Annotated in this window: 22 protein-coding genes; all 22 read left to right on the forward strand. The window is 63.3% G+C overall.

All coding sequences use genetic code 11. From position 1 onward, the window contains the following. Positions 1–50 precede the first annotated feature (50 nt). The gene (locus tag V1278_RS20670; protein WP_334382052.1) at positions 51–566 is read left to right on the forward strand and encodes a MarR family winged helix-turn-helix transcriptional regulator; all 516 of its coding nucleotides are present in this window, start codon (positions 51–53) and stop codon (positions 564–566) included. Positions 567–765: 199 nt separating this feature from the next. Next, a complete protein-coding gene (locus V1278_RS20675; RefSeq protein ID WP_028345777.1) occupies positions 766–1131 on the forward strand; it encodes an NADH-quinone oxidoreductase subunit A in 366 nt (121 codons plus the stop codon). After that, positions 1122–1712 (forward strand): NuoB/complex I 20 kDa subunit family protein, encoded by a 591-nt coding sequence (locus V1278_RS20680; RefSeq protein WP_334362993.1) that lies wholly within the window; start codon positions 1122–1124, stop codon positions 1710–1712. The genes V1278_RS20675 and V1278_RS20680 overlap by 10 nt, the downstream gene beginning before the upstream one ends. 11 nt (positions 1713–1723) lie before the next feature. Beyond that, positions 1724–2335 (forward strand): NADH-quinone oxidoreductase subunit C, encoded by a 612-nt coding sequence (locus V1278_RS20685; protein ID WP_334362992.1) that lies wholly within the window; start codon positions 1724–1726, stop codon positions 2333–2335. A gap of 2 nt (positions 2336–2337) precedes the next feature. Next, positions 2338–3531 (forward strand): NADH-quinone oxidoreductase subunit D, encoded by a 1194-nt coding sequence (locus tag V1278_RS20690; protein ID WP_334362990.1) that lies wholly within the window; start codon positions 2338–2340, stop codon positions 3529–3531. Continuing rightward, on the forward strand, positions 3531–4490 hold the full coding sequence (locus V1278_RS20695) for an FkbM family methyltransferase (protein WP_028345782.1): 960 nt from the start codon (positions 3531–3533) through the stop codon (positions 4488–4490). The genes V1278_RS20690 and V1278_RS20695 overlap by 1 nt, the downstream gene beginning before the upstream one ends. 11 nt (positions 4491–4501) lie before the next feature. Next, positions 4502–5113 (forward strand): NADH-quinone oxidoreductase subunit NuoE, encoded by a 612-nt coding sequence (gene nuoE, locus V1278_RS20700; protein WP_334382053.1) that lies wholly within the window; start codon positions 4502–4504, stop codon positions 5111–5113. A gap of 118 nt (positions 5114–5231) precedes the next feature. Then, on the forward strand, positions 5232–6557 hold the full coding sequence (gene nuoF / locus V1278_RS20705) for an NADH-quinone oxidoreductase subunit NuoF (protein ID WP_334362988.1): 1326 nt from the start codon (positions 5232–5234) through the stop codon (positions 6555–6557). A gap of 5 nt (positions 6558–6562) precedes the next feature. Next, positions 6563–7051, forward strand: a complete 489-nt coding sequence (locus V1278_RS20710; RefSeq protein WP_334362987.1) for a hypothetical protein — start codon at positions 6563–6565, stop codon at positions 7049–7051. 7 nt (positions 7052–7058) lie between these two features. Further along, on the forward strand, positions 7059–9137 hold the full coding sequence (nuoG, locus tag V1278_RS20715; protein WP_334382054.1) for an NADH-quinone oxidoreductase subunit NuoG: 2079 nt from the start codon (positions 7059–7061) through the stop codon (positions 9135–9137). Between the two features lie 10 nt (positions 9138–9147). After that, complete coding sequence (gene nuoH / locus V1278_RS20720) at positions 9148–10218, forward strand: NADH-quinone oxidoreductase subunit NuoH (protein ID WP_334362985.1); 1071 nt, start codon at positions 9148–9150, stop codon at positions 10216–10218. A 7-nt stretch (positions 10219–10225) separates the two neighbouring features. Then, on the forward strand, positions 10226–10720 hold the full coding sequence (gene nuoI, locus V1278_RS20725; RefSeq protein ID WP_028345787.1) for an NADH-quinone oxidoreductase subunit NuoI: 495 nt from the start codon (positions 10226–10228) through the stop codon (positions 10718–10720). A 9-nt stretch (positions 10721–10729) separates the two neighbouring features. Continuing rightward, positions 10730–11368, forward strand: a complete 639-nt coding sequence (locus tag V1278_RS20730; protein WP_334362983.1) for an NADH-quinone oxidoreductase subunit J — start codon at positions 10730–10732, stop codon at positions 11366–11368. After that, the gene (gene nuoK, locus V1278_RS20735) at positions 11365–11673 is read left to right on the forward strand and encodes an NADH-quinone oxidoreductase subunit NuoK (protein WP_028345789.1); all 309 of its coding nucleotides are present in this window, start codon (positions 11365–11367) and stop codon (positions 11671–11673) included. The genes V1278_RS20730 and nuoK overlap by 4 nt, the downstream gene beginning before the upstream one ends. Before the next feature lie 9 nt (positions 11674–11682). Continuing rightward, positions 11683–13755 (forward strand): NADH-quinone oxidoreductase subunit L, encoded by a 2073-nt coding sequence (gene nuoL, locus V1278_RS20740; protein WP_334382055.1) that lies wholly within the window; start codon positions 11683–11685, stop codon positions 13753–13755. Continuing rightward, positions 13755–15266 (forward strand): NADH-quinone oxidoreductase subunit M, encoded by a 1512-nt coding sequence (locus V1278_RS20745; protein WP_334362981.1) that lies wholly within the window; start codon positions 13755–13757, stop codon positions 15264–15266. The genes nuoL and V1278_RS20745 overlap by 1 nt, the downstream gene beginning before the upstream one ends. A gap of 66 nt (positions 15267–15332) precedes the next feature. Then, positions 15333–16769, forward strand: a complete 1437-nt coding sequence (gene nuoN, locus V1278_RS20750; protein ID WP_334362980.1) for an NADH-quinone oxidoreductase subunit NuoN — start codon at positions 15333–15335, stop codon at positions 16767–16769. Positions 16770–16830: 61 nt separating this feature from the next. Beyond that, positions 16831–17643, forward strand: coding sequence for a biotin--[acetyl-CoA-carboxylase] ligase (locus V1278_RS20755; protein ID WP_334362978.1), 813 nt, complete (start codon positions 16831–16833; stop codon positions 17641–17643). Beyond that, the gene (locus tag V1278_RS20760; RefSeq protein ID WP_334382056.1) at positions 17643–19313 is read left to right on the forward strand and encodes a ribonuclease J; all 1671 of its coding nucleotides are present in this window, start codon (positions 17643–17645) and stop codon (positions 19311–19313) included. The genes V1278_RS20755 and V1278_RS20760 overlap by 1 nt, the downstream gene beginning before the upstream one ends. Positions 19314–19380: 67 nt before the next feature. Continuing rightward, positions 19381–19785, forward strand: coding sequence for a methylmalonyl-CoA epimerase (mce, locus tag V1278_RS20765; protein WP_334362976.1), 405 nt, complete (start codon positions 19381–19383; stop codon positions 19783–19785). Between the two features lie 6 nt (positions 19786–19791). Beyond that, a complete protein-coding gene (locus V1278_RS20770) occupies positions 19792–20067 on the forward strand; it encodes a DUF1467 family protein (RefSeq protein WP_028345796.1) in 276 nt (91 codons plus the stop codon). Positions 20068–20192: 125 nt separating this feature from the next. Further along, positions 20193–21503: an S-methyl-5-thioribose kinase gene (gene mtnK / locus V1278_RS20775; RefSeq protein ID WP_334382057.1), complete on the forward strand. Its 1311-nt coding sequence runs from the start codon at positions 20193–20195 to the stop codon at positions 21501–21503. Positions 21504–21700 lie beyond the last annotated feature (197 nt).

The following is a 21700-nucleotide window of genomic DNA, read 5'->3' on the forward strand; positions in this document are numbered from 1 at the left end:
CGTTCTCGATGGTCCTTGGCACCGGCGCGCTTTGTTGGCAGAGGTTGCAAATGAGCCGGAAGCTGGAAAAGCAGACCGCGGCATCGCCTGCGGCCGCCGATGTCGCGGAAATGGCGCCGATCACCGCGATGATGTCGTCGCGGCTGATGGTGCTGGCCAATCTGCTCAAGCGCGGCGCGATCCTGCGCTATAAGCGGCTGGCGGGCTTGTCTTCGGTGGAGTTCGGCCTGGTGGCCTCGCTGGGGCGGCGGCCGCCGATGAGCGTTATCCGGCTTGCGGAGGCGGTCGGCATGGACAAGGGCCAGATCAGCCGGGCGCTGGCGGAACTGGTCGCGCGCAAGCTGGTCGCCAAGGCGGTCAACCCGCGGGACAACCGCGAGACGCTGGTTTGCCTGACCAAGGCGGGGCTGGCCGCCCACGATGCAATTGTGGCGGGGGCGCAGGAGCGTAACCGGCGGCTGATGGAACAGCTCGGCAAGGAAGAGCTGGCGGCGCTGCTCGACCAGATCGATCGCCTGACCGAGACGGCCGCCCAAATGCTCGCCGACGAAAAGGATTTGAAGTGAAGATTTGGGCACCATGCGGCCCGGCCCGCGTTGGTCGGGCGAGGCAGGAACGCAACACTTTTTCGGGTTCTGCCGACACGTCAACGGCGGACGGAGACGTGAAACCGGCTCGTCTTGCGCCCTCTGTTGCGCTGCGCTAAGCCAAGAATAATTCCAATCAACGAATCTGCGGCCAAATCCGCAGGAAAAGGCACCGCCGATGAACGGCATCCTGCAAGATTACCTGCCACTTGTCGTGTTTATCGGGGTGGCGAGCCTGATCGGTCTGGCGCTCCTGATCGCCCCGTTCCTGGTCGCGTTCCAGCAGCCGGACCCGGAAAAGCTCTCCGCTTATGAATGCGGATTCAACGCATTCGACGACGCCCGCATGAAGTTCGACGTTCGCTTCTACCTGGTAGCGATCCTCTTCATCATCTTCGATCTCGAAGTGGCGTTCCTGTTCCCGTGGGCGGTTGCGTTCGGCAAGTTAGGGGCCACCGGCTTCTGGTCCATGATGGTGTTTCTCGCCGTCCTCACGGTCGGCTTTGCTTATGAGTGGAAGAAAGGCGCGCTCGAATGGGATTGAGCCCGACAGCTTTAGGCTCTTCGCCTGATATCGCGCAGGCGCCGAAGGGCATTCTCGACCCCTCGACCGGCAAGCCGGTCGGGGCCAACGACCCGTTCTTCCTCGAGGTCAATCACGAGCTTTCCGACAAGGGTTTCTTCGTTGCCGCCGCCGACGATCTGATCACCTGGGCGCGCACCGGTTCGTTGATGTGGATGACGTTCGGCCTCGCCTGCTGCGCGGTCGAGATGATGCAGGTGTCGATGCCGCGCTACGACGTCGAGCGCTTCGGCTTTGCGCCGCGGGCCTCGCCGCGCCAATCCGACGTGATGATCGTGGCGGGCACGCTGACCAACAAGATGGCGCCGGCGCTGCGCAAGGTCTACGACCAGATGCCCGAGCCGCGCTACGTGATCTCAATGGGGTCGTGCGCCAATGGCGGCGGCTACTATCATTACTCGTACTCGGTGGTACGCGGCTGCGACCGCATCGTGCCGATCGACATCTACGTGCCAGGATGCCCGCCCACGGCGGAGGCGCTGCTCTACGGCATATTGCTGCTGCAGAAGAAGATCCGGCGCATCGGGACCATCGAACGCTAAGGTTTTAGGTAATGGACGACGGCAAGCTCGACGCCCTTGGGCAGACGATTGTTAGCGCGCTTCCGGGCGCGGCCACTGCCCATGCGGTCGCGTTCAACCAGCTCACCGTCACGGTCGAGGCGAGCAAGATCGTCGATGTCGTCAAATACCTGCGCGATGATCCCGCGCTGCGCTTCGTCAACTTCACCGACGTCACCGCGGTGGACTATCCCAGCCGCGAGAAGCGTTTCGACGTGGTCTATCATTTGCTCTCGCCGACGCTGAACGAGCGCATCCGCCTGCGAGCGGAAGCCGACGAGACCACGCAGGTGCCGTCGATCATCGAGGTGTTTCCCGGTGCCGACTGGTTCGAGCGCGAAACCTACGACCTCTACGGCGTGATCTTCACCGGCCACCCCGACATGCGGCGGCTGCTGACGGATTACGGCTTCGACGGCCATCCGCTGCGCAAGGATTTCCCGCTCACCGGCTTCGTCGAGGTCCGCTACGACGACCAGGAGAAGCGGGTGCTCTACGAGCCGGTCCGCCTCAACCAGGAATTCCGCAAATTCGATTTCCTCTCGCCTTGGGAAGGCGCGGACTATCCGCTTCCGGGCGATGAGAAGGCTGAGCCGAAGGCCTGACCATGAACGAACAGCAGAACCTGCGTAACTTCACGATCAATTTTGGGCCGCAACATCCGGCCGCGCACGGCGTGCTGCGCCTTGTGCTGGAGCTGGACGGCGAGGTTGTCGAGCGCGTCGATCCGCATATCGGTCTCTTGCATCGCGGCACCGAGAAGCTGATCGAGCACAAGACCTACTTGCAGGCGATCCCGTATTTCGACCGCCTCGATTATGTCGCGCCGATGAACCAGGAGCACGCGTTCTGTCTCGCGGCGGAAAGGCTGCTCGGCATCACGGTGCCGCGCCGCGGCCAACTGATCCGCGTCCTCTACTGCGAAATCGGCCGCATCCTGTCGCATCTGCTCAACGTCACGACGCAGGCGATGGACGTCGGCGCGCTTACCCCGCCGCTGTGGGGTTTTGAAGAGCGCGAAAAGCTGATGCAATTTTACGAGCGCGCCTCCGGCTCGCGCATGCATGCGGCGTATTTCCGCGTCGGTGGCGTGCACCAGGATCTGCCGCAGAAGTTGATCGACGATATCGACGCCTGGTGCGATCCGTTCCTGCAGGTCGTCGCCGACCTCGACACGCTGCTGACCGGCAACCGCATCTTCAAGCAGCGCAACGTCGATATCGGCGTGGTGTCGCTGCAGCAGGCCTGGGAGTGGGGCTTTTCGGGCGTGATGGTGCGCGGCTCCGGCGCGGCCTGGGACCTGCGCAAGGCGCAGCCCTACGAGTGCTACGCCGAGATGGATTTCGACGTTCCGATCGGCAAGAACGGCGACTGCTACGATCGCTACCTGATCCGCATGGAAGAGATGCGACAGTCGGTCCGCATCATGAGGCAGTGCATCGCGAAACTGAACTCGCCGGACGGGCAGGGGCCTGTCGTCGTCGAGGACAACAAGATCGCGCCACCGCGGCGCGGCGAGATGAAGCGCTCGATGGAAGCGCTGATCCACCACTTCAAGCTCTACACCGAAGGCGTGCACGTGCCGGCCGGCGAGGTCTATGCCGCGGTCGAGGCGCCGAAAGGCGAGTTCGGCGTCTACCTGGTCTCTGACGGCACCAACAAACCTTACAAGTGCAAGATCCGCGCACCGGGCTTTGCCCATCTGCAGGCGATGGACTTCATCTGCCGCGGTCATCTGCTCGCCGACGTCTCGGCCATTTTAGGTTCCCTCGATATCGTGTTCGGAGAGGTCGATCGGTGATGGCGCAGGCGCCCATCCAGTTTGACCGGACTTCGGGCGTACTCGAGGGTGCGAACGCGTGGGAGCGTTTGGCTGCGGTGGCGCTGGCGCTAGGGTCGAAGGTGGCGTCGAATTTTTCGCACCGTGGCTACAATATGTGCGCGAACTTGTTGCGCACGACCCTGCCTGAGCGCGGCATCCAGATCAAACTCAATCCCGACGCCGTCTTCGAGTTTCCCTATGGCGACGGCTACTGGAGCAAGCTGCTCAACCGCACCTATAGCTACGAGGACGAGCTGGAGCTGCTGTTCAAGGACTCCGCCGACGTCGACTACACGCTGCTCGATTGCGGCGCCAATTACGGCTACTGGTCGGTCCTGGTGTCGAGCAAACCCTTCGGTTCGCACAAGGCGATCGCGATCGAGCCCTCGGGGCAGAATTTCCCGAAGCTGGCCAACAACGCCAAAATCAACGGCAACCGTTTCGAGGTGATGAAAAGCGCGATCGGCGCCGCGCGCGGCACCGCGCGCCTGTCCGGCACCAAGCATGAGGCCTTCAGCATCGCCGGCGACCAGTCAGACGGCGAGGAAGTGCCGGTCATCGCGCTCGACAATCTGCTCGATGACGGCAAGGTCGCCGCGGATGGAAAATACCTGATCAAGCTCGACGTCGAAGGCGTCGAGATCGAGGCCATGAAGGGCGGCGCGCGGCTGATGCAGATCGACAGCGTCTTGCTGTGCGAGGAGCACGGCAACGATCCCGAGCACACCGTGTCGCGCTATATCCTCGAACAGACCCCGCTGAAGCTGATCGTCTACGATCCGCGCAGCCATCGCCTTGAAACCGTGACCGACCTTTCGATTCTGGATCGGATCAAGGTTTCAACCCATGTCGGCTACAACGTGTTCGGCACCGCAAGCGCCTTCTGGCTCGCCCGGATTGATGCGCTCAATGCGAAAGCTGCGCGCCGCGTGCAATGAGAGACTGAACGATGTCCGTCCGCCGCCTCGCCCCCAGAGAAGTGCAGCCCGCGAGCTTTGCGTTCACGGACGAGAATCTCGCCTGGGCCAAGGCGCAGATCGCAAAGTATCCGCCGGGCCGTCAGGCCTCCGCTGTGATCGCGATCCTGTGGCGCGCGCAGGAGCAGCATGAGGGGTGGGTCTCGGAAGCCGCGATCCGCGTGGTCGCCGACCTGCTCGACATGCCCTACATCCGCGTGCTGGAAGTGGCGACCTTCTACACTATGTTCCAGTTGCAGCCGGTCGGCAAGAAGGCCCATGTGCAGGTGTGCGGCACCACGCCGTGCCGCCTGCGCGGCGCCGGCGACCTGATCGAGGTGTGCCAAAGCCGCATCCATCACGAGCCCTTCCACCTGTCGAAGGACGGCAATTTCAGTTGGGAAGAGGTCGAGTGCCTGGGCGCCTGCGTGAACGCGCCGATGGTGCAGATCTGGAAGGACACCTACGAGGACCTGACCAAGGAAAGTTTCGGCAAGGTGTTGGACGGCTTTGCCTCGGGCAATCCGCCGAAGCCCGGACCGCAGATCGACCGTCAGTTCTCGGCGCCTGTGGGCGGGCCGACGACGCTGAAGGAATCCACATGAGGCGTGACGCTACATTGTCCGTAAACCGGACGGAGAGGGGCCGCGTGATGGAGAAGTCACGCTGTGCCGGGGCTCGCCTGCGCGCAGTCCAATCGCTGATCTGAGGAAGCTTCAAGTCATGCTCGACGACAAGGATCGCATCTTCAAGAACCTTTATGGTCTCCACGATTGGGGGCTGGAGGGCGCGCGCCGCCGCGGCGCGTGGGACGGCACCAAGGCGATCGTCGACAAGGGCCGCGACTGGATCATCAACGAGATGAAGGCCTCCGGCCTGCGGGGGCGCGGCGGCGCGGGCTTTCCGACCGGCCTGAAATGGTCGTTCATGCCGAAGGAATCGACCGACGGCCGGCCGAGCTATCTCGTAGTCAACGCCGACGAATCCGAGCCCGGCACCTGCAAGGACCGCGAGATCATGCGGCACGACCCGCATCTCCTGGTCGAGGGCTGCCTGCTGGCGAGCTACGCGATGGGCGCGCATGCCTGCTACATCTATGTGCGCGGCGAGTTCATCCGCGAGCGGGAGCGCCTGCAGGCCGCGATCGACCAGGCCTATGACGCAAAACTGGTCGGCAAGGACAACATCAATGGCTGGCCGTTCGACGTCTATGTCGCGCATGGCGCCGGCGCCTATATCTGCGGCGAAGAGACGGCGCTGCTGGAAAGCCTGGAGGGCAAGAAGGGCCAGCCGCGGCTGAAGCCGCCATTCCCGGCCAATGTCGGTCTCTATGGCTGCCCGACCACCGTCAACAACGTCGAGTCCATCGCGGTTGCGCCCGACATCCTCAGGCGCGGCGCGGCGTGGTTCGCGGCCATCGGCCGGCCCAACAATGTCGGCACAAAGCTGTTCTGCGTCTCCGGTCATGTCGAGCGGCCCTGCAACGTCGAAGAGGAGATGGGGATTCCGTTCCGTGAGCTGATCGAGCGCCATTGCGGCGGCATTCGCGGCGGCTGGGACAATCTGAAAGCCGTGATCCCCGGCGGCTCGTCGGTGCGCATGGTGCCGGCCGAGCAGATCATCGACACGCCGATGGATTTTGACAGCCTAAGCAAGCTGCGCTCCGGCCTCGGCACCGCGGCCGTGATCGTGATGGACAAGTCGACGGACCTGATCCGGGCGATCGCGCGCATCTCCTATTTCTACAAGCACGAGAGCTGCGGCCAGTGCACGCCATGCCGCGAAGGCACAGGCTGGATGTGGCGCGTCTTGACGCGGATGGCCGAGGGCCGCGCCCATAAGCGCGAGATCGACATGCTGCTGGAGGTTACAAAACAGGTCGAAGGCCATACCATTTGCGCGCTCGGCGACGCTGCCGCCTGGCCGATCCAGGGCCTGATCGCGCATTTCCGCCACGAGATCGAGGCGCGCATCGACCAGTATTCGCATAAGGCCGACATCGACGATGCCGGCGTGCGCGATCCCGAGAATCTGGTCGCGGCGGAGTGATGCCGATGTCGCAACCGAGCTTCTGGTGGCAGAGATACGGGACGCTGGCGCAAATGGCGCAGGCGGCCGTGGCGCTGCTCGGCTTTGTTGCGATCCTGTTCCAGATCAACGAAATCCGCACCAACAACCGCGCCGCGAGTGCGCGGCAGGCATATCTGGGCTACACCGATCTGGCGTTCAAGAATCCGAAATTTGCGCAGCCGGACTACGAGAAGATCAAGGCCGCCGGCGGCGATGAGCAGGTTCAGTATGAAAGCTTCATCACGTACTTCCTCTATGCCTGCGAGGAAGCGATCGGCGCGTTCTCCGGAAAGCGCGAGTGGCTGGCGTCCTGCGATTACGACCTGAAGCCGCATCTGCCGTTCCTGTGCGAGAAGAATGCGGCGCAGCCGGCCTATCTCGCCACCTATGGCGCCGAGACCCAGAAATGGATCAAGACGGCGCTGAAGACCGCCAGCGTTACACCGCCAGACTGCAAGCTGGGAAAGACTTGAGACAGCAATGACCAAACTCATCATCGACGGCAAAGAGATCGATGTGCCTGCGGAGTACACCCTGTTGCAGGCGTGCGAGGCCGCGGGCGCCGAAATCCCGCGCTTCTGCTACCACGAGCGGCTGTCGATCGCCGGCAATTGCCGAATGTGCCTCGTCGAGATAAAGGGCGGCCCGAAGCCGGTCGCAAGCTGCGCCTGGGGCGTGCGCGATTGCCGGCCCGGCCCCAAGGGCGAGCCGCCGGAGATTTCCACGCGTTCGCCGATGGTCAGGAAGGCACGCGAAGGCGTGATGGAATTCTTGCTGATCAACCACCCGCTGGATTGCCCGATCTGCGACCAGGGTGGTGAGTGCGATCTGCAGGACCAGGCGATGGGCTATGGCGTCGACACCTCGCGCTTTGCCGAGAACAAGCGCGCGGTCGAGGACAAATATCTGGGCGCGCTGGTCAAGACCTCGATGAACCGCTGCATCCAGTGCACGCGCTGTGTCCGCTTCTCCGCCGAAGTCTGCGGCACGCCGGAAATGGGTGCCACCGGGCGCGGCGAGGACATGGAGATCACGACCTATCTGGAGCAGGCGCTGACTTCCGAGCTGCAGGGCAACCTCGTCGATATCTGTCCCGTGGGCGCGCTGACCTCGAAGCCGTATGCTTTCGCCGCGCGTCCGTGGGAGCTCGGCAAGACGCAGTCGGTGGACGTCATGGATGGCGTAGGTTCCGCGATCCGCGTCGATACCCGTGGCCGCGAGGTGATGCGGATCCTGCCGCGCATCAACGAGGCGGTGAACGAGGAATGGATTTCCGACAAGACCCGTCACGTCGTCGACGGCCTGCGTACGCAGCGGCTCGACCGGCCCTACGTCCGCGAGAACGGCAAGCTTCGCGCCGCGTCGTGGCAGGAGGCCTTCGCGGCGGTCGCTGCCAAGGTCAGGATGAGCGACGGCAAGCGGATGGGAGCCATCGCCGGTGACCTCGCTGCGGTCGAGGAGATGTTCGCGTTCAAGGATCTGTTGGGCCGATACGGCTCCAGCAATCTGGCGGTGCAGGGCGGCGACGCCTTCGACCCCAAGGCGGGACGGGCAACCTACATCTTCAATCCGACCATTGTGGGCATCGAGCAGGCCGACGCGCTCCTGATCATCGGCTCCAATCCGCGCAAGGAAGCTGCCGTCCTCAACGCGCGGATCCGCAAGCGCTGGCGCACGGGTCAGCTCAAGGTCGCTCTCGTCGGCGCCAAAGCCGATCTGACCTACGACTACGACTATCTCGGCGCGGGCACGGGTACGCTTGGTGAACTCGCCAGCGGCAAGCATTCCTTCGTCGAGGTGCTGAAGGACGCCAAGAACCCGATCGTGCTGGTCGGCGCCGGTTCGCTGGCGCGCCATGACGGGGCGGCGGTGCTTTCGCTGGCGGCCAAGGTCGCGGCAGGCACGGGCGCGCTCAAGGACGGCTGGAACGGCTTTGCCGTTTTGCAGGATACCGCCTCGCGCGCGGGCGCGCTCGATATCGGCTTTGCGGCAGGCGCAGGTGGCCTCAACCTGGCGCAGATGACGACGTTCGGCACGCTCGACGTGCTCTTTCTGTTGGGAGCGGATGAGGTTAAGGTGCCGGACGGCACGTTCGTGGTCTATATCGGCACCCATGGCGACCGCGGCGCGCACCGCGCCGACGTCATCCTGCCGGGCGCAGCCTATACCGAAAAGTCCGGCCTCTACGTCAACACCGAGGGCAGGGCGCAGATCGCCAGCCGCGCGGCGTTTCCGCCCGGAGAGGCGCGCGAGGACTGGGCGATCGTCCGCGCGTTGTCGGACGTGCTCGGCAAGAAGCTGCCCTATGACTCGCTGCAGGCGCTGCGCCAGACGCTGTTCAAGGCCTTCCCGCATCTGATGCGGATCGACCAGATCGAGCCCGGCAAGGCAGGTGACGTCAAGGCGCTCGCAGGCAAGAAGGGCGGCAAGGTCGACAAGACCCCGTTCAAGAGTTCGGTCGAGGATTTCTATCTGACCAACCCCATCGCGCGGGCCTCGGCGGTGATGGCGGAATGTTCCCGGCTGGCGTCCGGGAAAATGCTGACGGCAGCGGAGTGAGCGTGATCTGATGGCTGAATTCTTCGCAAGCTCGTTCTGGACCGGCTTCCTCTGGCCGCTGATCATCATGGTCGCGCAGAGCCTGCTGCTGCTCGTCGTGCTGCTGATCGCGATCGCCTACATCCTGCTCGCCGACCGCAAGATCTGGGCGGCGGTGCAAATCCGCCGCGGCCCCAACGTAGTAGGTCCCTGGGGCTTGCTGCAATCCTTCGCGGACCTTTTGAAGTTCGTGCTGAAGGAGCCGATCATCCCGTCCGGCTCCAACAAGGGTGTGTTTCTGCTGGCACCGCTGGTGTCCTGCGTGCTGGCGCTGGCCGCCTGGGCCGTCATTCCGATGGATGCCGGCTGGGTGATCGCCAATATCAACGTCGGCGTTCTCTACATCTTCGCGATCTCGTCGCTGTCGATCTACGGCATCATCATGGCCGGCTGGTCGTCGAACTCGAAATACCCGTTCCTGGCGGCGCTTCGCTCCGCGGCGCAGATGGTCTCCTACGAGGTCTCGATCGGCTTCGTCATCATCACGGTTTTGTTGTGCGCCGGCTCGCTCAACCTTTCGGCGGTGGTGGAAGCGCAGAATGCCCGTGGCTTCGCCAGCCTGATCGGGCTGCCGCAGCTCACCATCCTGAACTGGTACGTGTGGCCGCTGTTTCCGATGTTCGTGGTGTTCTACGTCTCGGCGCTGGCCGAGACCAACCGTCCGCCGTTCGATCTGGTGGAAGCGGAGTCCGAACTGGTGGCCGGCTTCATGGTCGAATACGGCTCGACGCCGTATCTGTTGTTCATGCTCGGCGAATATGTCGCGATCACCACGATGTGCGCGCTGGCGACGATCATGTTCCTCGGCGGCTGGCTGCCGCCGGTGGCGCTGCCGCCGTTCACCTGGATCCCGGGTGTAGTCTGGTTCGCGCTGAAACTGTTCTTCATGTTCTTCCTGTTCGCTATGGCGAAGGCGATCGTGCCGCGCTACCGCTACGATCAACTGATGCGGCTCGGCTGGAAGGTGTTTTTGCCGCTGTCGCTGGCGATGGTGGTGATTGTGGCCGCGGTGCTGCAATTCGCCGGCATTGCGCCGAAGTGAGGCCATCATGAGTGTCAACGTCAACGCAACAGCTCGCGCGCTTCTCTTGAGCGAATTCGTATCGGCGTTCTTTCTCGCCATGCGCTATTTCTTCAAGCCGAAGCCGACGATCAACTATCCGTTCGAGAAGAACCCGATCTCGCCGCGCTTCCGCGGCGAACATGCGCTGCGCCGCTATCCGAACGGCGAAGAGCGCTGTATCGCTTGCAAGCTGTGCGAGGCGATCTGCCCAGCGCAGGCGATCACGATCGAGGCGGGCCCGCGCCGCAACGACGGCACCCGGCGCACCGTGCGCTACGACATCGACATGGTGAAATGCATCTATTGCGGCCTGTGCCAGGAAGCCTGCCCGGTCGATGCCATCGTCGAGGGACCGAATTTCGAATTCGCGACCGAGACCCGCGAGGAACTCTACTATGACAAGGCGAAACTGCTCGCCAATGGCGACCGCTGGGAGCGCGAGATTGCGAAAGCCATCGAACTCGACGCGCCGTACCGGTGAGGTGAGGATATGATCCTTCCCGCACTGTTCTTCTACCTCTTCGCCGGCGTCTGCGTGGCCTCGGCTGTGATGGTGATTGTCTCGCGCAATCCCGTGCACTCGGTGCTGTATCTGATCCTGGCCTTCGTCAATGCGTCCGGCCTGTTCGTGCTGATGGGCGCTGAATTCCTCGGCATGATGCTGATCGTGGTCTATGTCGGTGCGGTCGCGGTGCTGTTCCTGTTCGTGATCATGATGCTCGACGTCGATTTCACCGAGCTGCGTGAGGGCTTCATCGAATATCTGCCGATCGGTCTGGTGATCGGCGGCATCTTCCTCGCCGAATTGCTTTTGGTTGCCGGCGGCTGGGTCATGAGTCCCGGCACGACGAAATCGATTACGGCTGCGATTCCGGCCAATGTCAGCAACACCGAGGCGCTCGGGCTGGTGCTCTATACGAAGTACATCCATTACTTCCAGATCGCCGGCATGGTGCTTCTGGTCGCGATGATCGGCGCCATCGTGCTGACGCTGCGCCACAAGGCGAAGGTCAAGCGGCAGGACATCAACGTGCAGAACGCGCGGACGCCGGAGCTCGCGATGGCCGTGCGCAAGGTGGCGTCGGGGCAGGGGCTGCAGGATTCGGACGCGGCGGAGTGGGTGAAATGACGATCGGTCTGGGCCACTATCTCGCGGTCGCCGCCACCCTGTTCACGATCGGGATCCTTGGCATCTTCCTGAACCGCAAGAACATCATCGTCATCCTGATGTCGATCGAGCTGATCCTGCTCGCCGTCAACATCAACCTGGTGGCGTTCTCGACCTTCCTCGGCGACATCGTAGGCCAGGTGTTCGCGCTCCTGGTGCTGACGGTTGCAGCGGCTGAAGCCGCGATCGGTCTTGCGGTGCTGGTGGTCTATTTCCGCAACCGCGGTTCCATTGCGGTTGAAGACGTCAATCTGATGAAGGGCTAGGGCGCGGCTATGGTTCAGGCAATCGTCTTTCTGCCGCTGCTGGGCGCCATTCTGGCCGGCCTGATCGCGATCTTCGGGGCGCATGCACGCAACCCGAGCGGCGATGAGGTCAAGCATCACGGCCACGGCCATGGCGATCAAGGCCTTGGCGATCACGCGCACGCCGCGGAGGCCCATGGCGATCATGGTCACGGCGATCATCACGTCGCCGAGCTGCCGGCTCAGGGCTCGCGCGCGGCCGAACTGATCACGACGGGACTTCTGTTCGTTTCCGCCGCGCTCTCCTGGGTGACGCTGGTCGATGTCGGCTTCATGCACCATGACGCCCGGATCGCGCTGTTTCCCTGGATTAATTCCGGCGATCTGCAGGTGTCGTGGGCGCTGCGCGTCGACACGCTGACCGCCGTGATGCTGGTGGTGGTCAACACCGTCTCCTCGCTCGTGCACCTCTATTCCATCGGATACATGGACGAGGATCCGCACCGGCCGCGCTTCTTCGCCTATCTCTCGCTGTTCACCTTCGCGATGCTGATGCTGGTGACCGCGGACAACCTGGTCCAGCTTTTCTTCGGCTGGGAGGGCGTCGGTCTGGCGAGCTACCTCCTGATCGGCTTCTGGTACCAAAAACCGTCGGCGAATGCGGCGGCGATCAAGGCCTTCGTGGTCAACCGTGTCGGCGACTTCGGCTTTGCGCTCGGCATCTTCGCCGTCTTCATGCTGCTCAATACCACCGATTTCGAGACCATCTTTGCCGGCGCGCAGGGACTCTCGGGCAAGACCATCGACTTCTTCGGCTGGCATGCCGATGCGCTGACGTTGATCTGCCTGTTGCTGTTCATGGGCGCGATGGGCAAGTCAGCCCAGTTCCTGCTGCACACCTGGCTGCCGGACGCGATGGAAGGCCCGACCCCGGTCTCGGCGCTGATCCACGCCGCGACCATGGTGACGGCGGGCGTGTTCATGGTGGCGCGGCTGTCGCCGCTGTTCGAACTCGCGCCCAACGCGCAGGCTGTGGTGATGTTCTTCGGCGCCACCACCGCGTTCTTCGCTGCAACCGTCGGCCTCGTCCAGAACGACATCAAGCGCATCGTCGCCTATTCGACCTGTTCGCAGCTTGGCTACATGTTCGTGGCGATGGGGGCGGGGGCCTATTCGGTCGGCATGTTCCATCTATTCACGCACGCCTTCTTCAAGGCGCTGCTGTTCCTGGGGTCAGGCTCGGTGATCTACGCGATGCATCACGAGCAGGACATCCGCAACATGGGCGGGCTGAAGGACAAGATCCCCTACACCTACAGCGTGATGGTGATCGGCACGCTGGCGCTGACCGGCTTCCCGCTCACCGCCGGCTATTTCTCCAAGGACGCGATCATCGAGTCGGCCTACGTCGCGCATAATCCGTTCGCGTTCTACGGCTTTGCGATGACGGTGGTCGCGGCCGGCCTGACCTCGTTCTATTCGTGGCGGCTGATCTTCAAGACGTTCCACGGCGAGCCGCACGACCAGCAGCATTACGAGGCCGCCCACGAGTCGCCGCTGTGGATGCTGGTCCCGATCGGCCTTCTCGCCGCCGGATCGATCCTGGCCGGCTTCCCGTTCAAGGAAGTGTTTGCGGGCCACGGCGTGGAAGAGTTCTTCCGCGATTCGCTCAAGATGCACCCGCACATCATCGACGAGATGCACCACATTTCGCCGGTCATCGCCTTCCTGCCGACGGTGATGATGGTGCTGGGCTTCCTGGTGTCGTGGCTGTTCTACATCCGGCGGCCGTATCTGCCGGTCGAACTCGCCGGTCAGCACCAGATGCTCTACCACTTCCTGCTCAACAAATGGTACTTCGACGAGCTCTATGAAATCATCTTCGTTCGCCCGGCGAAGCGGCTCGGCCGCTTCCTGTGGAAGAAGGGCGACGGTTTCGTCATCGACGGCTTCGGCCCGGATGGTGTCTCGGCGCGCGTGCTCGACGTCACCCGCAATGTGGTGAAGATCCAGACCGGCTACCTCTATCACTATGCTTTTGCGATGCTGATCGGTGTCGCGGGGCTGATCACCTGGTTCATGTTCGGCTTGGGAGGCCAGTAATGACAACCTGGCCGATTCTTTCCGTCGTCACCTTCCTGCCGGTGCTCGGCGCGCTGGTAGTCTATCTTAGCCGTGGCGACGACGAAGCCGCGCGGCGCAACGCGCGCTGGATCGCGCTGTGGACCACGCTGGTCACCTTCGCGGTGTCGCTGATTCTGGTCTGGCGCTTCGATGCCGCAAGTGCGGACTTCCAGTTCGTCGAAAAAGCGAACTGGCTCGCCAGTGGCATTAGCTATCACATGGGGGTCGATGGCATCTCGCTGCCGTTCGTGATTCTGACCACGGCGCTGATGCCGCTCTGCATCATCGCGAGCTGGAAATCCGTCACCAATCGCGTGCGCGAATACATGATGGCGTTCCTGTTCCTGGAAACGCTGATGGTCGGCACCTTTTCGGCGCTCGACCTCGTGCTGTTCTATCTGTTCTTCGAAGGCGGCCTGATCCCGATGTTCCTGATCATCGGTGTCTGGGGCGGTCCGCGCCGGGTCTACGCGTCGTTCAAGTTCTTCCTCTACACGCTGCTCGGCTCGGTCCTGATGCTGCTCGCGATCATGGCGCTGTACTGGAATGCCGGCACCACCGACATCCCGACCCTGATGCAAACCGCCGTGCCGCGTAGCTTGCAGACCTGGGCGTGGCTGGCATTCTTTGCCTCGTTTGCGGTGAAGATGCCGATGTGGCCGGTGCACACCTGGTTGCCCGACGCGCACGTCGAGGCGCCGACGGCAGGCTCGGTGATCCTGGCCGCGATCCTGTTGAAGATGGGCGGCTACGGCTTCCTGCGCTTCTCGCTGCCGATGTTCCCCCTGGCGTCGCATGATTTTGCGCCGCTGATCTTCTCGCTGTCGGTGATCGCCATCGTCTACACCTCGCTGGTGGCGTTGATGCAGGAAGACATCAAGAAGCTGATCGCCTATTCGTCGGTGGCCCATATGGGCTTCGTCACCATGGGCATCTTCGCCGCGACCACGCAAGGCGTCGCCGGCGGCGTGTTCCAGATGGTGTCGCACGGCATCGTCTCCGGCGCGCTGTTCCTGTGCGTCGGCATCGTCTACGACCGCATGCATACGCGCGAGATCGTGGCCTATGGAGGCCTCGTCAACCGGATGCCGCTCTACGCACTGGTGTTCATGGTGTTCACCATGGCCAATGTCGGACTGCCCGGCACGAGCGGCTTCGTCGGCGAGTTCATGACGCTGCTCGGCACCTTTAAGGTCTCGATCCCGACCGCAACCTTTGCCACCCTCGGCGTCATCCTGTCGGCGGGCTATGCGCTGTGGCTCTATCGCAAGGTCGTGTTCGGCGCGCTGACCAAGCCGTCGCTCGCCAGCATCAAGGACCTGACGCCCCGCGAAAGCCTGACGCTGTTCCCGCTGGTCGCGCTGACCATCCTGTTCGGTGTCTATCCGAAGCCGGTGCTCGACATGTCGGCGGCCTCGGTTCAGCAACTCGTCAACAACTACAACGCCGCCGTGACTGCCGTGAAGGCAGCCGCGCTGGTCGCGCAATAACGTAGCGTTTTCAGGCGAAGTGGAAGCCGGTTCGCATGAAGAAGACGCGCCAAGGATAAGAACGTCATGAGCTTTTCGAGTGCAGGTTATCAGTTGCTGCCGGTATTGCCGGAGCTGGTGCTCGCCGTCGGCGCCATGGCGCTGTTGATGCTCGGCGCGTACCGCAGCGAGGGGACCACGAAAATCGTCACCAGCCTCGCGGTCGTGCTGCTCGTCGTCACCGGCGCGCTGGAGCTGATGCTGCCGGCCGGCAAGCTCACGACCTTCGGCGGCAGCTTCGTCGTCGACGACTTTGCCCGCTTCCTGAAGATCCTTGCGATCATCGGCTCGGCGGTGACGTTGATCCTGTCGACGGAATTTCTGTCTGATCCGTCGCGGCGCATTTTCGAATATTCGATCCTGGTGCTGCTCTCCACGCTCGGCATGATGGTGCTGATCTCGGCCGCCGATCTGATCATGCTCTATCTCGGGCTTGAGCTGATGTCGCTCGCGCTCTACGTGGTCGCAGCAAGCAACCGCGATAACGCCAAGTCCACCGAGGCCGGGTTGAAGTATTTCGTGCTTGGCGCGCTGTCCTCGGGCATGCTGCTCTACGGCGCTTCGCTGATCTACGGGTTCACCGGCACGGTCGATTTTGCGGGCATTGCGGCGGCGGTGAAGACCGGCAGCGTCGGTATCGTGTTCGGCCTCGTGTTCCTGCTGGCCGGGCTCTGCTTCAAGGTATCCGCCGTGCCGTTCCATATGTGGACGCCTGACGTCTATGAGGGTGCGCCGACGCCGGTCACGGCGTTCTTTGCCTCGGCGCCGAAGGTCGCAGCGCTAGCGGTATTCACCCGCGTGACGCTGACCGCTTTCCCCGGCATCGTCCCGCAATGGCAGCAGATCCTCGTGTTCGTCGCGATTGCCTCGATGGCGCTGGGTTCGTTCGCCGCGATCGGGCAGAAGAACATCAAGCGCCTGATGGCCTATTCGTCGATCGGCCATATGGGCTTTGCACTGGTCGGGCTTGCGTCTGGCACCGTGGAGGGCGCGCAGGGCGTGCTGGTCTACATCGCAATCTACGTCGCGATGACGCTCGGCTCCTTCGCCGTCATCCTGACCATGAAGCGCAACGGGCAGGCGGTCGAGCAGATCAGCGATTTCGCAGGGCTGTCGCGCACCAATCCGATGCTAGCGTTCTTCTTTGCGATGCTGCTGTTCTCGCTGGCCGGCATTCCGCCGCTCGCGGGCTTCTTTGCCAAATGGTACGTGTTCGTGGCCGCGATCAAGGCGGGCCTGTTCACGCTCGCCGTCATCGGCGTGCTGACCAGCGTGGTGGGCGCGTTCTATTATCTCACCATCATCAAGCTGATGTATTTCGACGAGCCGGCCGGCGAGGTCGAGCCGATGCGCATTGAATTGCGCACGGTGCTGGCGGTTGCCGGTATCTTCAACATCTTCTTCTTCGTCTATCCGGGGCCGCTGGTCAGCGTAGCCACGGCGGCGGCGAAGTCGCTGTTTTAGCGTGCATGATCCCAGAAAGCGGGCCCCGGGTTTCGGAGAAGATCATGCGCAGAAATAGGAAATGACGTTCTCGCTCGGTCCCAAAGCCACATCGGCGGGCTACCGTCTCGCCGCTTTCGACCAGATCGGTTCGACCAACGCCGAAGCCATGACGCGCGCCCGGAACGGCGAAGTTGGGCCGATGTGGTTCGTGACAACAGAGCAGACCGCGGGGCGCGGCCGCCGGCAGCGCGCCTGGAGCGCGCCGCGCGGCAACCTCGCCAGCAGCATTCTGGAAGTCATGGATGTTTCGCCGGCCGTGGCGGCGACGCTTGGCTTTGCCGCCGGGCTTTCGCTGGAACGCGCGCTGCAGAAACTCAGCATCGAAGCCAATATGCGCCGGGCCGGTGCGGATCCCCTGAACTTCGCCTTGAAATGGCCGAACGACGTGCTGGCGGAGCGGCAGAAGCTCGCGGGGATCCTGCTGGAGGCTGAAGCCGTGGCGGGCAACCGTCTCGCCGTGGTGGTCGGCATCGGCACCAACGTCATTGCCGCGCCCGAGGGCACGCCTACGCCGGCGACCTCGCTTGCCGCGCTCGGCGTTCATGTCGGCGCGGAGGAGCTTTTCACGGCGCTGTCGGACGCCTGGGTTGAGTTTCGCGGCATCTGGGACAACGGCCGCGGCTTTACCGACATTCGGAAAGCCTGGCTGGAGCGTGCCTTCGGTCTCGGCGAGCAGGTCGCGATCAACACGGGAACCACGACCGTCGAAGGCACATTCGACACCATCGACGAGAGCGGCTGCCTGATCGTTCGCAACGCCGAGGGCAAGCGCGCGGCCGTCACGGCGGGCGAAGTCTATTTCGGCGCGGCAGCGTCGGTGGGAGCTGCCTGATGGCGCGGCCGGACGAACTGACCTTTGCGCCTCTTGGCGGTGTCGGCGAGATCGGCATGAACCTATCGATTTACGGGCTCGGCAACCGCCACCAGCGGTCCTGGCTCGCGGTCGATCTCGGCGTCTCGTTCGGCGACGAGGAGCATCTGCCGGGCATCGACCTGATCATGCCCGATATCCGTTTCCTGGAGAAAGAGCGCAACAACCTGATGGGCCTGGTGCTGACGCACGCCCACGAGGACCATTTCGGCGCCATTATAGACCTCTGGCCGAAGCTGCAATGCAAGGTCTATGCGACTAAATTCAGCGCTGCGCTGTTCGAGGCCAAATGCGCCGCCGAGCGCAACCCGCCGAAAATCCCGGTGACAGTGGTGCCGTCGGGCGGCCGCATCGAGCTTGGACCGTTCACCGTCGAGTTCATTCCGGTCGCGCATTCGATTCCCGAATCGCATGCGCTGGCGATCCACACTTCCGTCGGCACCGTCCTCCACACCGGCGACTGGAAGATCGATCCGACCCCGATCATCGGTCTGCCGACCGACGAGCGCCGCTTGCGCGAGCTTGGCGATGAGGGCGTGCTGGCGCTGGTCGGCGATTCCACCAATGCGGTGCGGGACGGACGCTCGCCCTCGGAAACCGAGGTCGCCGCCACCATCAAGAAGCTGGTCGGCGCGGCCAAGGGCCGGGTCGCCGTCACCACCTTTGCCTCCAACGTCGCGCGGGTGAAGGCGGTGGCCGACGCCGCCAAGGCCGCCGACCGCGAGGTGGTCGTGGTCGGCCGCGCCATGGAGCGCGTGGTGCAGGTCGCCCGCGAGACCGGCTATCTCGATGGCGTGCAGAATTTTCGCGGCGCCGACTATTACGGCCATTTCCCGCCGGACAAGGTGCTGGCGCTCTGCACCGGCAGCCAGGGCGAGCCGCGCGCCGCGCTGGCCCGCATCGCCAACAACGACCACCCGCAGGTGACGCTGAACAAGGGCGACAGCGTGATCTTTTCCTCGCGCACTATTCCCGGCAACGAGAAGGCGGTCGGCTCCATCATCAACGGGCTGATCGTTCAGGGCATCGAAGTCATCACCGACCGCAACGATCTCGTCCATGTCTCCGGCCATCCGCGCCGCGACGAGCTGCGCGACATGATCTCATGGGTGCGCCCGCAGATACTGATTCCCGTCCATGGCGAGGCGCTGCATCTGTCGGAGCACGCCAAGCTCGCCCGCGCCGCTGGCGTGCCCAAGGTAATGACCTGCCGCAACGGCGATCTGGTCAAGCTTGGGCCCGGCGATCCCGGCATCATCGACGAATTGCCGTCGGGGCGGCTCTACAAGGACGGCGCGATCCTGGAGGATTCCAAATCCCGCGCCGTGGTCGAACGGCGCCGGATGGGCTTTGCCGGCTGCGCCTTTGTCGCCATCGCCATGACCGAACAGGGTGAGCTGGCCGAAGATCCCGAGGTTGATCTCGTCGGCATCCCCGAGAAGAATACCGCCGGCGAGCTGATCGACGAGATCGTGTTCGACCTGGTGGTCTCGACCGTTGAAGGCCTGCCGCGGGCGCGGCGCCGCGACGCGGACGCCACGGCGGAATCGGTGCGGCGCGCGGTCCGCGCGGTCATTGCCGAGAATTGGGGTAAGAAGCCGATTTGCCTCGTTCACGTTCTAACGGTTTGAGGTAAAAGACCTTTCGGGCGGACACTAGTCCTCGCCGGGAGCGCTAGAGGCAGGGAGTGGAGTAATCATGCTGGGCCGGCTCAATCATGTCGCGATCGCAGTCAAGGACGCGGAAAAAGCCGCCAAGATCTACGGCAGCGCGTTCGGCGCCGAAATTTCCGGCGCGGTGCCGCTGCCGGAGCATGGCGTCATCACCGTGTTCGTGACGCTGCCCAACACCAAGATCGAGTTCATCCAGCCGCTTGGCGAGGCCTCGCCGATCGCCAAATTCGTCGAGCGCAATGCCGACGGCGGCATCCACCACATCTGCTATGACGTGCCCGACATCATCGCTGCGCGCGATACCTTGATTGCGCAGGGCGCGCGCGTGCTGGGCGACGGCGAGCCGAAGATCGGCGCGCACGGCAAGCCAGTGCTGTTTTTCCACCCGAAGGATTTCTCCGGCGCGCTCGTCGAAATCGAACAGGCTTGAATACTGATGGCTTACAGCATCTCCACCGCGCTTGCGATCTACTTCGTGCTGTGGTGGGTCGTGCTGTTCACGACGCTGCCGTTCGGCGTCCGCAGCCAGCATGAAGACGGCGAGGGCGCTCCCGGCACCGATCCCGGCGCGCCGGTCATGGCGCGGATGGGCTGGAAACTGATGTGGACCACGATTGTTTCGGCCGTGATTTTCGGCATCGGGATGTGGGCGTATCACCAGGGCTATCTGAACATCGAACGGCTGTCGAAGCTGATGGGGCTGCCGTTCTGACACTTCAATCTGGCCGTTCGCCGACGTGTCTTTTGCGATTATCATCTGATTAAGAAGGCCGATTTCGGATCGAATTTCCTGGAACGGGAGTGAGCGCGCCTCCCGCACCGACAAGGGGGCAGGGGATGAGTTCACAGCGTCGATTATTGGCCGATCCGCGGCAGGACGACTATCGAATTCTGCATGAAGCCGATCTGCGGGATTACCTCGCAGGAATTCCCGAGGTCGCGGCACGTCTTGGCGGCGATCCGGCTTCCTGGTTGATAAGCGAAGTCGGCGACGGCAACCTCAATCTCGTCTTCATCGTCAAGGGAACGGCGGGCGGCGTTGCCGTCAAGCAGGCGCTGCCTTACGTGCGCCTCGTCGGCGAGAGCTGGCCGCTGCCGCTGTCGCGCTCGCATTACGAATATCTGGCGCTGACGCATCAAGCCCGGCTGGCGCCCGGCCTGGTGCCTGATGTGCTGCACCACAACGAGGCGCTCGCGCTTGTCGTCATGGAACTGCTCGAGCCGCACATCATCATGCGCAAGGGGCTGGTGGCCGGCGCGACCTATCCGCGCTTCGTCGCGGACGTCACGACGTTCCTGGCCCGGACGCTCTTCCTGTCCTCCGACCTCGCGGTATCAGCCGCCGAGAAGAAGGAGGGGATCGCTGCGTTCGCAGGCAACCATGCGCTCTGCAAGATCACCGAGGACCTGATCTTCACCGATCCCTACCGTGTCGCCGAACAGAACCGCTGGACGCAGCCTTGGCTCGATGCGACCGCGGCGGCCTTTCGCGAAGACCTCGACCTCCACGTCGCGATCTCGCGGCTGAAATTGAAATTCCTGAACGCGCCGGAAGCCCTGATCCACGGCGACCTTCACACCGGATCGATCATGGTGACGGAAGGTGAGACCAAGGTGATCGATCCCGAATTCGCGTTCTATGGTCCGATGGGCTTCGATATCGGCGCGGTGATCGCCAACCTGCTGATGGCCTATCTCGCGTCCGCCGGTCACGAGCGTTCGCCCGTCGAGCGCCGCGCCTTCGAGGCGTGGGTGCTGGAGACCGTCGAGGGTATCTGGACGGAGTTCGCTCGCAAGTTCCTGGAGCTGTGGAGAACGCAAGCCGCAGGCGATGCCTATCCGCGGACGCTGTTCGAAGGCGAGGCCGGCGCCGCACGGCTGGAGGCCGAGCGGCAGGCCTATATGACGCGGCTGTTTGAGGACACGATCGGATTCGCGGCGGCAAAAATCATTCGCCGCATTCTGGGGCTTGCGCACAACATCGATTTCGAATTGATCGAAGACCCGAAGCGGCGGGCGATCTCCGAGGCGCGCAGCCTGCGACTGGCGCGCGCGATGATGTTGGACACGGCGTCGTTCCCGACCATCGGTGCCGTGACCAAGGCAACCCGGGACGTGCGCGATTGGTGGCCGGATTTCGCCAGGTGAGAGCCGTCCCGCCGGCGCACGGAGGGGGCTGGTGGCAATGTCCGCTTTAGGCAGATACCGGGAGTCCGGTATCTGGTTCTTGCCGTCGGGTTGACCTTAGCTTCGATAGTTCCAGAATTAACCGCCAGCGCGGACGTCAAGGTTAAATAACAAGCTTACCCAAGCAATTCGGTTGCTCGCCTCAACGGGAGAGCTAA

The organism is Bradyrhizobium sp. AZCC 1577 (assembly GCF_036924575.1).
Lineage (GTDB): Bacteria > Pseudomonadota > Alphaproteobacteria > Rhizobiales > Xanthobacteraceae > Bradyrhizobium.